Genomic DNA, 14,801 nt, shown 5'->3' on the forward strand with positions numbered 1-14,801 from the left:
ATTAGAAGGAGAGTGCTCAATGAAGATTTTCGTAAGAATTCTTATATGGATAATGATATCATTAACACTACAGTGTGCAGGACTTTTTTATGCTAATAAATACTTATTTGCATCAAGCACAGATATCAAAACTAAGAAAGTAGTGAAAAGTGACAATAAAAAACCAGATATTAAAATTAACATACCAGATAATGCAAAAAACACAAATATATCATTTGATGGAAAGTTTGTGGCTTATTATGATGGAGATGTATTGAAAGTAGTAAATACTTTAACAGGGGAAGAAAAAAGCGTAGAATTTGAAGGTGGAATAAAGGTATCTTTTTATAAATGGCTTTCTGATAGAAATAGAATGCTTATAGCTGAAAAGGAAAGTTCAAATGAAGAATCAAATTTGAAATTAGCTTATTATGATGTTGATAAAGGTTTGAAAGAAGATATTAAAGATTTAGATTGGGCTGATAAAAAATCAGAAGTTGAAGATATACAAGCATCACCACTTACTAATGTCATATATGTTAAGGTGGCTAATAGTGGAAAGCGCAGCAGTATATATTGGGTTAATATAATGAAGGAAATGAAAAAGGTTGAAACAAGAAGTTATCAAATAGGAAGTATAAGAGTACTTCCACATGAGGACAAATTAATATATGAAGATTTAACTCACAGTAGAATATATATGACTGATAAAGATGAACCTTTGGATATAAGTGGCGTAAGTAATCCAAATTTATTAGGTGTAGATGATAATGACAATGTATATATAGGAGAAACTAATAGTGATAAAGTTACTAAAATATTTTACGGAACTGTAAAAGAAGGCAGAAATGAATTCCAAACTATAGATTTAGGCAGTACTGTAGATAAAAATAATATATATATAACTGGAGAAGGAAAAGTTTATGTTAATGATAGTCTTAAAGGCGTTGTAAAAGAATTTTCAAGTGGAAAACAATATAATTATGCAGGTACTTTTGTACAAATGTATAATGGAGGAGTTATATCAATAAGTGATGGAAAACTTGTAAAAACTTTATTTAATTAGATAGTTTTTCTATTAAAGGAGGGATGATTAAATTTGAATAATTGGTTGTTAACTAAGATACTTGTGGTACCAGCTATACTTATAGGATTTACATTTCATGAGTACGCTCATGCCATAGTGGCAGATAAATTAGGAGATAAAACTCCTAAATTTCAAGGAAGACTTACTTTAAATCCATTTGTACACATAGATATAATTGGGTTTTTAATGATATTAATAGTGAGTTTTGGATGGGCAAAACCTGTTCAAATAAATCCATCAGCTTTTAAAAATAGGTATAAAGATGATTTGAAAGTATCTATTGCTGGTCCATTAGCAAATTTAGTAGTGGCATTCATAGGAGCAATACTTATGGCGCTATTATCTAAGTATGGATTTAATTCATTAGGTAATGTTTCGGGATTATATGATATACTTTCAATAATAATTTCATATATAGTTAGTATAAATTGTATGCTTTTTATTTTTAATCTTATACCAATACCAGGCTTGGATGGATTTCATATTTTAAGGGATTTATTTCCTGGTTACTATTATAAAATATCAGATACATTATATAGATATCAAATGATTATACTTTTAGTAATTATAGTAACACCTATAGCAACTTATGTAGTAGGAATACCATCAAGACTTTTATATGTTGCATTTATGCATATTGCTAATGTTATAATATAAAACAAAATGCTATGTTGATACATCAGGAGGAATTTTTATGAGACTAAGGAAAAAATGGTGGGCGAGACCAGAGATGGAACAAAGTCCTTTAACTGTTATAAATCCGCAAGAGTATAAAGGAAAGTGGAAAGAAGAATTTAAGAATGAAAATCCTATATATTTAGAATTAGGATGTGGAAGAGGAACTTTTTTATGCGAACATGCAAAACAAAATTCCAATATAAATTATATAGGGATAGATTTAAAAGATGAAGTATTAATATATGCTTTAAGAAAACTAATTCAAGAAGAGCTTACTAATGCTAGAATTATTCCATCTAATATAACAAATATTTCAGAAATGTTTGATGAAAATGAAGTAAGCAGGATATATATAAATTTTTGCAATCCATGGCCAAAGGATAGACATAATAAGAGAAGACTTACACATACAAGATTTTTAAATCAATATAAGCAATTTTTAAAACCTGAAAGTGAAATATGGTTTAAAACTGATGACAGAGATTTGTTTGAGGATTCTCAAGTTTACTTTAAGGAAAATGGTTTTAATATTGAATATATAACTTATGATCTTCATAATAGCGATTTTCAGGAAAATATAGTTACAGAGTATGAGAGTAAATTTACTTCTTTGGGAATGAAAACTATGTTTTTATTAGCAAAGCTTGCTGTAGCCAGTGAATAGATTTTGGAAGTATAAATAGCTTTAAACTAAATAATTCACATTAGAGATCAAAGCTTGTTCTCTAATGTGTTTTTATTTTTAAAGAAAAATTATTTGCTGATATTCACAGTAAATTTAAATGTAAATACTGCTAACAAGATATGTTTTGTCAGCAGTATTGGTTTATAATTGAAACTGCATAAGGTGTTTTGTCACTTAAATAATAAAGTTACTATTTCCGATTGCCAAAACTATCCTTATAGGTATCAGTTGGAAGTATTGAGCCTTTATAAAGAGTAAATTTAGCATCATATGCTTCCTTTTGTCTATATAGTTCTTCAGTAGACATTCCATTTATAGGAGAATCAGTTTGAGAAACACTTTGTTCTGTTGTAAAACCTATTTTATTTTTATTAGTTAATTTACTTTGATTTTCTTTCATTTATATTCACCTCATTTTATAGAATGTACATATTAAAGAAAAGTATAAGAGTAATTTTTGCAATGTAAAGTTATAAAATTGAAATAAAAAAATTTCTTATTTAATATAGAAAATTATATAATTATCATCAATATTTATTTTTATAAATAGAAAGAATGTGTTAAAATAAATAGCGAAATTTATAGTATTTTTAGTGTAAATAATGGCACAAACATGTGTTTTTTTATTTAAATTATTTATTTAGTATAGCTTTGTAGTATTGGAAGGTGATGGTTAGTTATGGATTTTATAATGAGAATATTAGGAAGAACTTTTGTAGAAACATTTTATTTGACAGGTATGATTATATTAATTGGATTGATCCTTGGGGTACTAAGAAATAATTCAATAAAAAACTTTCAAAAGAGTTTTGGAAGCAATGCAGTAATGATAACAGGGTTTATTGGCGTTCCAATACATGAGTTGAGTCATGCTATTTTTGCGGTATTATTTGGGCATAAAATTACTAAAATTAAATTGCTTCAAAAACCAGATGAGAATGGCGTAATGGGATATGTACAACATGGTTATAATCAAAACAGTATTTATCAGCAGATAGGAAATTTTTTTATAGGTATAGCACCTATATTTGGAGGAGTTTTTTCTATAATTGGTTTGATGAAATTTATAATACCAAGAGCTTATAACAGTTTTATTAATATATTGTTTAGAAGTTTGCATATTACAGTATTAAACAAAAGTATAATTGAAGGAATAATAAACTCTTACTTGGGTTTAATAAAAGTTATTTTTTCTTTAAAGAATTTTGAAAATCCATATTTTTATGTATTTCTGTTTATATCTATATGTATATCCTCACATATATCTTTGAGTTCTGCAGACATAAAGGGAGCTTCCAGAGGATTATGTGTTATATTTATAATATTATTAATACTAAATGCTTTAAATTTAACAAAATATATCTTGGCTATTGATTTAATAAAGTATAATATTTTAATAACAGGATTTCTAATGATATCTGTAATACTTTCTACAATAACCTTTTTAGTAAGTTTAATTCTTATTAGTATCAAGTGATTCTTAGACTCAGGTGGAGTTTGCTTGTGAGGAATACTCCCTACATCTGAGTCTTAGAAGAACTTATCCAGGCGCGTAGCAGTGCTTATCCCTAACTTGAAGAAGTGGGGTATTAGCAATGATAGCGATCGGATAAAATAGTAAGAAAAGAAGATTCATTTACATTTGTTTTGGAATAATTTGTAAAAGTGTTATGTTTTGTGCTAAAATAATATTATTGTATACAAAATATAAAATGGGGGTTAACGTACTATGTTTAGAGAAAAAATTAATGAATTTATTAGAGTTATTTCTAAAACTGAGGATTGTGAATGTTTAGATATGATGGAAGAATTGATAGACTCTGCTGGGGATTATTTAAGAAGAGTTAATGTGTTAGAAGTAGGAATAATGGTTGGAAAGTATAGTAAAGAAGATAATGAGTATAGAGAATATATTGAGAAACTTGACAAACAAAGAAGTAATGCACATGATAATCTAATATCTAATATTAAAATTATTAACAGACTTTGTAGAATAAATAATTTACCACCAATGTATCAAGGAAATGAAGAAGACAGGGTAGAAGTAGCTGAATTTGCACAAAAAGTGGTAGATGAATTATTTAGTACAAGAAGATTATAATTGGAAAATATCAAGCAGGGATATTAGCAATGGTAGAAATACAATAAAAACAATTATAAAAAAAGCATGAAAGATTATGTTCTTTCATGCTTTTTTTCATTCTAAGCAAAATGGCACTGATTAACTTACATTAAATTTTTTAACAAGCTCAACAGGAGAATAAGATAATTTTGCTTGTCTTAGGCCTTCAATTCCTAAATCCTGTTCACGATTTATGAGTGGAATTTGGCTAAAGTAGTTTTCTATAAAGGTCTTATTGACAAAGTTATAGAGACCTCTTATATCTGAATCTGCTTTTTCAATATGTATTATTCCCATATTTTCACTTACTTTTTCTCCTATAGTGAAAGCAGATAATTTATCATTAACATGAACAACCATTCCTATAAAATCTAATTTGTCACTATTTTTTAGCAATTCTTCTATAGATCTGAGTTCATATAAAAGGTATCCCTTACATATATGCTTGTGACACCATTCACGAGCAGCTTTTATGCATGGTTGTATTAGTTCATGAGTCATTTCAGAAATTTTATAATCATAATTTTTTACAAAATAGTTATAGTGATTTTTTTTCTTATGAAGAATTTTTCCAGAAAGACTTATAAGTTTTTCACTTTCATATATATAATCAAAATTATCTCTATCCTCCTCTATAACAAAAGTGTCACCAAAAACATTTAAGAGATCATCTATAAATGGTTGTTCTGCATCTTTAAAAAGGTAACTCAGGTCATATGAAGATCTAAGTTCTAACAAAACATTAACTATTTCTTTTAAAGCTTCTTTTTTATAGCCTATAGGCTGCATAAAATGATAACTTCCATCAAAGTCCATTTTTTTAATAATTATCACATCTTTATAAATAGCATATTGTATATCACAAGCTTTTCGCCATATAAAAAGATTTGTAAAGGAATATTCACAGGTTTCAAATGAGTATGGTTTTAAGTATTTATCAAATAGTTCCTTATCTTCTAGAGATAGGGGTTTAAAATTAAGCATATATACATCCTTTCTATAAAAATTAATATTAAATAATATTGAATATTATTTGCTTATATAAATATTATATTATAAAAATACTATTTATCAAACAGTATTTTTATATTTAAATATGATATTAATATTATAAATTAATTATTTTTAGCATAAAGTTAAAATTATGTTAATTTATTATGTGGTAGTGTTAAAAACAGGTTAAAGTATTTGTCATTTGATAATATTATTGCTTTTTAATAGTAAAATAATTAAGGGAAATATTACTTAATGTTAATGTTGAGGAGGATAATTATGGAAAACATTTCAACTAAATTACAGCTAAACAATATCGTAAAAATCCATTTTATAAACAGTGTTGGAATTAAAATAATGATGCAAATAACTGTATTGCTTATACTTGTATGTGGAATTTTAGGTTATGTTTCATATAGTAGTTCTTATAATAGTTTGGAATATACTATTAGATCTTTTTTAGAATCCAAAGCTTATGATAGCTCAGCACTTGTAAGTTCAACTATTCAACAGGATATTAGAGTAATGAATGAAATAGCTTCTAGACCAGAAATTAAATCAATGAATATTCAAATACAAAGCCCTATACTTTTATCAGAAGCTAAAGATTTAGGATATATAAATTTAAATATAATTGAACATGATGGTTTAACCCATTTGGCAGATGGAGGAAAAACTCAAACTGATCTTTCTTCAGCAAATAACTTGTATTTAAAACAAGCATTAGAAGGTAAAACTTCCATATCTGACCCAGTTACAAATGTAGAAGGGGAACAAATTATAGCCATAGCAGTACCTATAAAAAATGAAAGTGGACAAGTAATAGGGTCTCTATTTTCTAATATGACTACTAAGAAATTAAATGAAATAGTTCAAAAAACAAAGGTAGGTAACGGTGGATACAGCTTTATAATAAATAAAGAAGGTACTAAAGTTGCACATAAAGATTTAAAGTTAGTTTTAAGCAAGGATAATACTATTAAAAATGCTAATAAAGATAAAAGTTTAGTGCCATTAGCACAATTAGAAAGTAAGATGATAAAAGCAGAAAAAGGTTCTGGATATTATATTAAGGATGGGAAAGAAATGTTTATGTCCTATGCTCCTGTTCCAGATACACAGTGGTCTATGGCATTAACTATACCTAAACAGGAAATATTTAATGAAGCCAATGAATTAAAATATAAATTTATAATTATAACTATACTATTTATATTAATTGGTATGGCAGTAGGTTTTATAATATCAAGGTCTATAAAACTACCACTATTAAAAATAAAAAAATATGCAGAACAATTATCAAATTGTAATTTAAGTCATAGAATAAGCATAGCTAGAAAGGATGAATTTGGACAAGTAGCTAATTCATTAAATGCAGCTATAAATAATGTGGAAAAGATTATATATTCTGTGAAGCTTAATGGAAAAGATACTTTAAAATCTACAAATGATATAAATAATATGTTTGAAAAAATACATAAGCATGTAGAAAATGTTTCATATAAATCTAATAAAATTTCAGCTAATATGCAGCAAGCTTCTGCATATATCGAAGAATTAGCTTGTAAGTCTTTAAATATAGAAGATGAAATAAATAATACTGTAGAGGAAGCGAAAAATGGTTTAGAGTTGGCTAATAGTATAAAAAGTAGAGCAAATTCAATGAAGAATGAAACCGAAAACTCTAGAACTAAAATTTTAGATATTTATTCTGAATCAAAAGAAAAATTAAATGCAGCATTACAGAACACAAAGGTTGTTGAAAATATTTCTACAATGGCAGAAGTCATAAAAGATATATCTAAAAAGACAAATTTATTAGCTTTAAATGCTGCCATTGAAGCTGCAAGAGCAGGTGAACATGGAAAAGGGTTTTCAATAGTAGCAGATGAAATAAGAAAATTAGCAGAGCAATCTAATGGCGTAGTTCAAGATATACAGGAAAATGTAAAAAATGTTTTAAATTCAGTAGAAAAGCTTTCTGAGTCATCAAAGTTTATTTTAAATGTTATAGATAACGAGATATTAGAAAGTTATGATAAAATTATGGTTGTAAGTGATGATTATAAAAATGATGGAAGTAAATTTCAAAGTATAATAGAAGGATTTAATTTATTATTACAGGATATTTATGTTTCAATAGAAGAAATGACAGTGAACATGAAAACTTTGACAGAGTCCATGGGTGAATGTGCAGATGCATCAACTGATATTGTGGATAATATAGAAAACCTTAAAGAAGAAAATTTGCATATATGCGATAAATCAAGTAAAAATGCACAAGGTGCAGAACAATTACTACAATCCATAAGTGAATTTAAGATTAAGTTATGTAAAGAAAGTTAAGTAGTGGTATAATGGTACAAGTGTAATTTTGTACTAAGGGAGTGAAGATTCAGAAGTGGAAAGTTTAACAGGAAAAGTGGCAGTAGTTACAGGTTCTTCTAGAGGCATAGGAAGAAGTATAGCATTAGAAATAGCTAAAGCAGGAGCATCTGTAGTAATAAATTATACTAGTAATGAAAAAGAAGCTATAAGGACTTTAGAGAAAATTAGAAAAATTGGTAGAGCTGCTATTATAGTAAAAGCAGATGTTAGTGTATATGAACAAGCTAAAATGCTTATAAATAGTGCAATAGAACATTTTGGAAAAATAGATATATTGATTAATAATGCAGGAGTTTCATATATAGGCCTTTTTATGGATATGAATGAAAAGCAGTGGGAAAAAATTATTAATGTTAATTTAAATGGAGTTATCAATTGTTCTCATAATGTTATTCCATATATGGTTAGTAAAAAAGCTGGTTGTATAGTAAATGTGTCTTCTATGTGGGGGAATGTTGGAGCATCTTGTGAGGTAATATATTCTGCTTCTAAGGGAGCTGTGAATTTATTTACAAAGGCTTTAGCAAAGGAGATGGCACCTTCCAATATAAGAGTAAATGCAGTGGCACCAGGTGTTATAGATACAGAAATGAATAGTTTTCTAAATAAAGAAGAAAGAGAAGCGTTAGAGGAAGAGATTCCTATAGGTAAGTTTGGCAAGGGGGAAGATATAGGTAAAACTGTTGTTTTCTTGTGTAGTGACGCTGCAAAATATATTACTGCACAGATAATAACAATAGATGGTGGAATGAATTAACTAACATGGTGAAATAAGTAAAAATACAATGCCGTACCCTAAGAGTTTTAATGTAGGTGCGGCATATTTTTATATATGATAAACATGTTATATACAGTTTATGTACAAGTTATCCACAAAGTTATCCACAGCCTGTGAATTAATATTTGAATAGTGAAAAGTTTTGATAAATAATAATAATTCTAAAAATTTAATTTTAAATAAATATATAAAATTATAGACGTTATAAACGATAAATAAATATGTTAGAATTTGCATGGTAATAAGTAAAATAGTAATCATTATATGAAAGATGGGTAAGTATGTATAAGATAATAATATTAGATGATATGGCATATATAAGATATAGGGTAAAGCAATTATTAGATGAGCAAGGCATAGAAATTTATGAAGCTGCTACATCCTTTGATTTTTTTAATAAGCTTTATGATAAAAAAAATGAGATAAGCCTAATAATATTAGAAGTAGGATTAAGTACTGAAGATGGATTTGAGGTTTTGAAAAAGATTAAGGCAATGAATTTGAAAATACCTATAATGGTATTAACTAAAATGAATACAAGAATTGATTTTATAACATGTATAAAAGAGGGGATTTCTGAATATATTTTAAAACCATTTGATCCAAAAATGTTTTTGGGAAGAATAGATAAATTGATTGTGTCGCATGAAAAGGGAGAAGAGCCAGAAGAAATAATTTACTTGAACTTTAAAGAGTACATGATAAAACAAATAAGTAAGGCAAAGGAAGAAAATACAAAGGTTTTAATTATGATGGTAAGTTTGGTAAAGCCAGGTTCAGAATTATTTGAAGAAAAAATTGATATAAAGGAAACATATTTAATTTTAATAGATTCAGTATATGAAAAATTGAAAAGTTTATTTAAATTACCGGATTTATTTGTAAAACACGGATTTTCAAACTTTGTAGGAGTTATTCCATGGAAGGATAAAAATCCTATGGATAAAATAGAGAAAAATATACAAAACAGTTATAGAGAAATTAAAAATAAAGATTCTAGATACAAGGATTATGAAATAGAATGTGTTTTTGTTAATTATCCTGAAGATGGACAAGAAAGTGAAGACTTATTGGATAACTTAGAATCAAAAATGCAGAAGAAAATCAATGGTAGTGATAAGCAAAAATAGATATTACATTAGTATATTGAAATGAATTCAATATGTGGAATATTAGAAAATTGAATTACATAAACTGTCTGACAGAATTATAAAAATATACTGGATTTTTTATAAGTTTTGTTTTATTATAGTGACATGGATAGAAAGCTAAAATTTATAGCTTAATGAGAACGGTTTACTTATATAAAAAAATCTCATGGATATAATAAAACATTATTTTAAAGGAGATGGTATTATATGGTATATTCTTTGATTTTTGGTTTAGTAACATTAGCATTTGGGTTAATACCTAAAATAGTAAGACCAAAGAAAATTAATTCTTGGTATGGATATAGGACACCTATGTCAACAATAAATCAAGAAACTTGGGATGAAGGAAATAGATATTCATCGAATCAATATATTATAGCAGGTATTATTTTATTAATTATAGGAAGAGTTTCCTATGCTTTTGTCGCTAATAAGCCATACTTAGTTCCTCTTATAGCTTTTGTTCCAGTATTGTCAGTAACAGTATTTACAGCAGAAAAGCATTTGAAAAAAGTTTTTGATAGTAATGGTGTGAGAATAAATAATTCAGGTAAATTAAAAGAAAAAGGTATATAATAAAAGATAGGATCAGTAAGATTTTTTACTGATCTTTATTTTTTTTTGCAGACATGCAAAATATGTAATTCTGGGATGAACGATTTATGTATTGACAATTTGTTATATTAGTTATAGTATCAATATAACAAATGTGTATGATAGAATATTTACATTTATATATGGAGGTGAAGCATTGTGCTAATAAAAATAGATTTTGAATCAGATACGCCTATATATGTTCAATTAAAAAGAGAAATAATACAAGGTATAGCAAAGGGGGAATTAAAAGAAGGAGATAGTCTTCCCTCAGTTAGACAAATGGCAGAAGATATAGGCATAAACATGCATACTGTTAATAAAGCATATAATATGCTTAAAATAGATGGTTTTATAACTATAGATAGGAGAAAAGGTGCCATAATAAATAAAATGTTGAAAACATATTCTGAGGAATATATGGAAAATTTATCAGAAGAATTGAGATACATAATAGCAGAAGCCTACTGTAGAGGTGTAGATGAAAAAAATTTTTTAAACATCAGTGAAGAAATATTTAAGGAATATACATAGTAAAAATGTAAATCATTTTAAAAAATAAAATGTGAAATAATGATAAAATTAGTCTTTCAAATTTGGAGGAATAAAAATGGATAATAGAATTATATCGTCAATATCAATAGTATTTATTGTAATTTTAATATTTTTAATTCAAGTTTTAACTCCTAGACTTACTAGGAAGGAAATATATTTTGGTATAAGAATACCTAAAAATCAACTTCAAAATGAAAAATTAAAAAATATTTATAAGAAGTATGTAACAAACAACATAATAGTTTCAATACCATATATAATTATAGTATTTTTATTGTGCTATTATCTTAATGCTTATTTTGAAATATTGAATGTTGTATTAATATTAGTTTATTTGGTAATAAGTTTTTTTGTTTATTTTATAGCTAATAAGGAAGTAAAAAAAGTAAAGAATGAATTAAATTGGGGTAAAACTAAAAAATCAGTAGTTGTTATTGACACTAATTTTACTAAAGAGAAAAACAAAAGTATGTTAGTATCACCATGGTGGTTTTTAATACCTTTATTTATGATATTTATAAATTTATATATAGGATATAGAGTATATCCTAATCTCCCTGATATTGTTCCAACTCATTTTGATTTTGCTGGTGAGGCAAATGGGTGGACTCCAAAGTCATATAAACTAATAATACAAATGCCTGCAGTACAGCTTTTTATGACTATAATTATGTTTTTTTCTTATAAAATTATTGGGTGGTCAAAGCAGCAAATAAGTGCTTCTGATCCTAAAGCATCTAAAGAAAGAAATAAAATATTTAGATACAGATGGTCAGCATATATGATATTAATGGCTATAGGTATTAATATTTTATTTACTGTAGGAAATTTAAGCATACTTCAAGTTATAAAAATGAGCGCTAAAACTAGTATGATCGTTATATTTACAATAACAATGCTTATAATTGTCAGTAGTATAGTTATGTCTGTAAAAACAGGTCAAGGTGGAAGTAAAATTAAGGTTGGAAATATGGATGAAGAGAATGAAAAAGTACAAGATAGGGATGATGATAAGTATTGGAAGTTAGCTAATAGCATTTACGTAAATAAGGATGATCCAGCCATTTTTGTAGAAAAAAGATTTGGTATTGGATGGACTATGAATTTTGGAAACACCAAAAGTATAATAATCACTGTTGTATTTATAATTTTAATCATTGCACTGCCAATATTGATTCATTAGGGAAAAAGTAAGAATTATGTGATGTAAAGTGCAGTGGTAGTTTTAATTTTATATATTTACTTATATTGTTATAGATAATTTTAGTAAATGAAAATTGTATTTAATATATAGATTAACGATTAAAAATTAAGTTCCTCTTAAAGTATATAAGACATATTATGGTAATAGTATTAATGTGTAATTAAAAAGGGGGATTAATGAAAAAAAGAATAATAATTTGTATAATTTCCATTTTAACCACCTTTCTGTTCATAGGGTGTGGTGGAATACGTGTTTCGTTTGATTCAGATAACAAACCAGCTCAAAGTGAGAATAAGCAGCAGAATGATGGAAACAAGTCGCAAACAGCGTCGGATAAGATGGCTAAGCAAGATCAAAATGCTAAGGACAACTCACCAGTAACAGTTAATATTAATCAAGCACCTCAAACTAATAGTAAGCCGGATACGGTAATTGTAAGAGAACCATCTCCAGCGCCTGTAGTTAATGGAAGTTTTATATTTTCAAATAGTGGTTATTCTTATCTTACTAAAAGTCAAATAGCTAGCTTAAGTAATTATCAATTAGGGATTGCTAGAAATGAGATTTATGCAAGGCATGGTTATATATTTAGTACAGCAAAGTATAGAAATTATTTTAATTCACAAAGTTGGTATTCTCCTATTACCACAAATGTTACTTTAAGTAATGTGGAAACTTATAATGTTGATCTTATAAAGGCTGAGGAGGATAGAAGGGGAGTTAAAAATTAGGATAAATCATTTATATAAAAGAAAAGGGTATTTTTATTTGTAAATGTTGTTTTTAATATAAGCATATTGTGACACAATTTTTTCAAGAGGACAATTGACAGAGGACAGAGGACAATGAAGGTGAGTTTTAAAGCTTCTTTTGCTAATGTAAAAGAAGCTTTAAATTTATATAAGTTAGCAATGTTTCACTTTAGTGAGACGAGTCATCAAAAATTTAGTTGAAGATTTTTCGTAGTATAGCGGAGAAAAATCATCCTTCACTGTCCTTTATCAATTCTCCTCTGCCCTCTCAAAAAAATGCCTCGCATTTTTTATAATGCTATATAATCCGAATGTACAAATCCAACAGCAGATCCTGCTTGTACTTTGTACCAACGACCGCTAGATGATAATATTTGAACCTTACTGCCATAAGCAAGCTCAGAAAGTACTCTTCCTGTCCATGGAGCAGATCTCAAATTTAAGGTTGAATTTTTATTACTAAGAGTTACAGTTCCAACTTTTCCGCTAGCTTGTGGTTGAGGATTAGTAGCGGCAGTAGTAGTAACAGTGCTTCCGGAAGAAATAGAAACATAATCAGAAGACACGTAGCCTACAGTTCCATTTGAATTCACTTTATACCAATTGCCAGAAGTACCTAATATTTGAACCTTAGTTCCAGAAGGTAAGCTTCCTATAACGTTACCTGAAGGATTATTTCTTAAATTGAGATAAGAAGATTGATTACTTAAATTTACAACGCCAAATTTGTTTGAAGTTAAATTAGTAACAGCAGCAGTACTGGTGCTGTTAGAATTATTAACTACAGGTTGACTTGAACCAAGGCTTATGTATTTAGAACTTACATAACCATAGGATGAGTTATATTTTATTTTATACCAGTCACCACTAACAGCAACTACGTTTACAGAACTTCCCTTTTTTAGAACTCCAATAACTCCTGAAGAGCCACTGGCACTACTTCTTACGTTAAGAGTAGAACTGTAGCTAGAAATATTAACTAAGCCACTAGCAGATTTAGATTGTTCGGGTTGAGTATTACTACTATTAGCATTTGTATTAGTATTAGGTTGTCCACTATTTGAATTGTTAGAAGGTGACGATGATACATAGATATATCCCTTTAAAAATAAATTTCCTCTATTCTTTATTTCCTCTTTAGATAAAGATTTTAATTGACCGTCATAAGCACCCCTAATATTGAAATTACCCTCATTAAAATATACAGTGTCACCTTCTACCTTTTCCACAAAGGCAACATGACCATAACCCTTATTTCCTCCTCCCCAGACAACTATGGAGTTAGCTCTGGGTTCAGAACCATAACTGTATACTTTATCCTTTGCATTGGCATACCACCAATCCACAGCATTTCCATAAAATTCTGAAGGTAAGTTTACGGATAGCTTTTCTAAAACCCTTCCATAAGTAAACCAAGTACACTGTCCTTTATATCCATATTTAGTGAAAATATTTGAATCGCTTACATAAGAGGCATCTTGTGGATTTGGCATGATTCCAGCAGCATGCACAGAATTATGTAATAGACATTTAGCATTCATTAGGGAAGCAGATATAAAAAAAGCAAAAACTAATTTTTTCGATTTATTCATTATGCTACCTTCCTTTCGTAAGTTTTATAGTTAAATTAAAAATATAGTTTAATTTATATTATAATTCAAAAACATTATCGTTTAATAATTAAAAAAGTTAATAGTTTTTTTACATGTTATATAATAAATTATAATATATGTGCAGAATAATGCAAGTAAGGAACTTGATTACATTAATTTTTTTAATACTTTATTATTTATATATCTAACTTTCACAGTTTAAAAATAATGTGACACAAGCTC

Annotated in this window: 15 protein-coding genes; 12 read left to right on the forward strand and 3 right to left on the reverse strand. The window is 27.5% G+C overall.

The window, feature by feature from the left end:
* The first annotated feature begins 19 nt into the window (after window positions 1–19).
* The 3 genes from Q6H37_RS06320 to trmB are packed head-to-tail and all read left to right on the forward strand — an operon-like array spanning window position 20 to window position 2,408.
* Window positions 20–1,045 carry a hypothetical protein gene (locus tag Q6H37_RS06320; RefSeq protein WP_318740117.1) on the forward strand — a complete coding sequence of 342 codons (1,026 nt, stop codon included), beginning with the start codon at window positions 20–22 and terminating at the stop codon, window positions 1,043–1,045.
* 33 nt (window positions 1,046–1,078) lie between these two features.
* The gene (locus Q6H37_RS06325; protein ID WP_318740119.1) at window positions 1,079–1,723 is read left to right on the forward strand and encodes a site-2 protease family protein; all 645 of its coding nucleotides are present in this window, start codon (window positions 1,079–1,081) and stop codon (window positions 1,721–1,723) included.
* Between the two features lie 37 nt (window positions 1,724–1,760).
* On the forward strand, window positions 1,761–2,408 hold the full coding sequence (trmB, locus tag Q6H37_RS06330; RefSeq protein ID WP_318740121.1) for a tRNA (guanosine(46)-N7)-methyltransferase TrmB: 648 nt from the start codon (window positions 1,761–1,763) through the stop codon (window positions 2,406–2,408).
* Between the two features lie 211 nt (window positions 2,409–2,619).
* Here the strand turns inward: trmB and Q6H37_RS06335 are convergent, their stop codons facing one another.
* Window positions 2,620–2,829 carry a hypothetical protein gene (locus Q6H37_RS06335; protein ID WP_318740124.1) on the reverse strand — a complete coding sequence of 70 codons (210 nt, stop codon included), beginning with the start codon at window positions 2,827–2,829 and terminating at the stop codon, window positions 2,620–2,622.
* Between the two features lie 279 nt (window positions 2,830–3,108).
* Between Q6H37_RS06335 and Q6H37_RS06340 the strand changes: the two genes are divergently transcribed.
* Both Q6H37_RS06340 and Q6H37_RS06345 read left to right on the forward strand, forming a co-directional pair.
* Entirely contained in the window at window positions 3,109–3,906 is a 798-nt protein-coding gene (locus tag Q6H37_RS06340; protein ID WP_318740125.1) for a hypothetical protein, read from the forward strand.
* A 252-nt stretch (window positions 3,907–4,158) separates the two neighbouring features.
* Window positions 4,159–4,530 carry a DUF3232 domain-containing protein gene (locus tag Q6H37_RS06345; RefSeq protein WP_318740127.1) on the forward strand — a complete coding sequence of 124 codons (372 nt, stop codon included), beginning with the start codon at window positions 4,159–4,161 and terminating at the stop codon, window positions 4,528–4,530.
* A gap of 120 nt (window positions 4,531–4,650) precedes the next feature.
* On the opposite strand, the gene Q6H37_RS06350 is transcribed toward Q6H37_RS06345, so the two are convergent.
* Entirely contained in the window at window positions 4,651–5,535 is an 885-nt protein-coding gene (locus Q6H37_RS06350; protein WP_318740129.1) for a DUF2156 domain-containing protein, read from the reverse strand.
* Window positions 5,536–5,823: 288 nt separating this feature from the next.
* Here Q6H37_RS06350 and Q6H37_RS06355 point away from each other — a divergent pair, with 288 nt between their 5' ends.
* The 7 genes from Q6H37_RS06355 to Q6H37_RS06385 all read left to right on the forward strand — a co-directional run bounded on the left by Q6H37_RS06355 (window position 5,824) and on the right by Q6H37_RS06385 (window position 12,945).
* Window positions 5,824–7,890: a methyl-accepting chemotaxis protein gene (locus Q6H37_RS06355; protein ID WP_318740131.1), complete on the forward strand. Its 2,067-nt coding sequence runs from the start codon at window positions 5,824–5,826 to the stop codon at window positions 7,888–7,890.
* A 55-nt stretch (window positions 7,891–7,945) separates the two neighbouring features.
* On the forward strand, window positions 7,946–8,689 hold the full coding sequence (gene ymfI / locus Q6H37_RS06360) for an elongation factor P 5-aminopentanone reductase (RefSeq protein ID WP_318740133.1): 744 nt from the start codon (window positions 7,946–7,948) through the stop codon (window positions 8,687–8,689).
* Between the two features lie 302 nt (window positions 8,690–8,991).
* Complete coding sequence (locus tag Q6H37_RS06365) at window positions 8,992–9,840, forward strand: response regulator (RefSeq protein WP_318740135.1); 849 nt, start codon at window positions 8,992–8,994, stop codon at window positions 9,838–9,840.
* A 228-nt stretch (window positions 9,841–10,068) separates the two neighbouring features.
* Window positions 10,069–10,437, forward strand: coding sequence for an SdpI family protein (locus Q6H37_RS06370; RefSeq protein WP_318740137.1), 369 nt, complete (start codon window positions 10,069–10,071; stop codon window positions 10,435–10,437).
* A 177-nt stretch (window positions 10,438–10,614) separates the two neighbouring features.
* On the forward strand, window positions 10,615–10,989 hold the full coding sequence (locus tag Q6H37_RS06375) for a GntR family transcriptional regulator (protein WP_318740139.1): 375 nt from the start codon (window positions 10,615–10,617) through the stop codon (window positions 10,987–10,989).
* 76 nt (window positions 10,990–11,065) lie between these two features.
* Window positions 11,066–12,193 (forward strand): DUF1648 domain-containing protein, encoded by a 1,128-nt coding sequence (locus tag Q6H37_RS06380; protein WP_318740141.1) that lies wholly within the window; start codon window positions 11,066–11,068, stop codon window positions 12,191–12,193.
* A 197-nt stretch (window positions 12,194–12,390) separates the two neighbouring features.
* Complete coding sequence (locus Q6H37_RS06385; RefSeq protein WP_318740143.1) at window positions 12,391–12,945, forward strand: YARHG domain-containing protein; 555 nt, start codon at window positions 12,391–12,393, stop codon at window positions 12,943–12,945.
* 311 nt (window positions 12,946–13,256) lie between these two features.
* Here the strand turns inward: Q6H37_RS06385 and Q6H37_RS06390 are convergent, their stop codons facing one another.
* Window positions 13,257–14,558, reverse strand: coding sequence for an SH3 domain-containing protein (locus tag Q6H37_RS06390; protein ID WP_318740145.1), 1,302 nt, complete (start codon window positions 14,556–14,558; stop codon window positions 13,257–13,259).
* Between the last annotated feature and the right edge of the window lie 243 nt (window positions 14,559–14,801).

The sequence above is a fragment of the Clostridium sp. JS66 genome (genome assembly GCF_033561535.1).
Taxonomy (GTDB): domain Bacteria; phylum Bacillota; class Clostridia; order Clostridiales; family Clostridiaceae; genus Clostridium_AM; species Clostridium_AM carboxidivorans.

What these genes read in the sequence shown, in the direction of transcription:
- Q6H37_RS06320 (WP_318740117.1), top strand. Translation starts at nt 20, where the DNA reads ATGAAGATTTTCGTAAGAATTCTTATATGGATAATGATATCATTAACA.
- trmB (WP_318740121.1), top strand. Translation starts at nt 1,761, where the DNA reads ATGAGACTAAGGAAAAAATGGTGGGCGAGACCAGAGATGGAACAAAGT.
- Q6H37_RS06335 (WP_318740124.1), bottom strand. Translation starts at nt 2,829, where the DNA reads ATGAAAGAAAATCAAAGTAAATTAACTAATAAAAATAAAATAGGTTTT.
- Q6H37_RS06340 (WP_318740125.1), top strand. Translation starts at nt 3,109, where the DNA reads ATGGATTTTATAATGAGAATATTAGGAAGAACTTTTGTAGAAACATTT.
- Q6H37_RS06345 (WP_318740127.1), top strand. Translation starts at nt 4,159, where the DNA reads ATGTTTAGAGAAAAAATTAATGAATTTATTAGAGTTATTTCTAAAACT.
- Q6H37_RS06350 (WP_318740129.1), bottom strand. Translation starts at nt 5,535, where the DNA reads ATGCTTAATTTTAAACCCCTATCTCTAGAAGATAAGGAACTATTTGAT.
- Q6H37_RS06355 (WP_318740131.1), top strand. Translation starts at nt 5,824, where the DNA reads ATGGAAAACATTTCAACTAAATTACAGCTAAACAATATCGTAAAAATC.
- Q6H37_RS06365 (WP_318740135.1), top strand. Translation starts at nt 8,992, where the DNA reads ATGTATAAGATAATAATATTAGATGATATGGCATATATAAGATATAGG.
- Q6H37_RS06370 (WP_318740137.1), top strand. Translation starts at nt 10,069, where the DNA reads ATGGTATATTCTTTGATTTTTGGTTTAGTAACATTAGCATTTGGGTTA.
- Q6H37_RS06380 (WP_318740141.1), top strand. Translation starts at nt 11,066, where the DNA reads ATGGATAATAGAATTATATCGTCAATATCAATAGTATTTATTGTAATT.
- Q6H37_RS06385 (WP_318740143.1), top strand. Translation starts at nt 12,391, where the DNA reads ATGAAAAAAAGAATAATAATTTGTATAATTTCCATTTTAACCACCTTT.
- Q6H37_RS06390 (WP_318740145.1), bottom strand. Translation starts at nt 14,558, where the DNA reads ATGAATAAATCGAAAAAATTAGTTTTTGCTTTTTTTATATCTGCTTCC.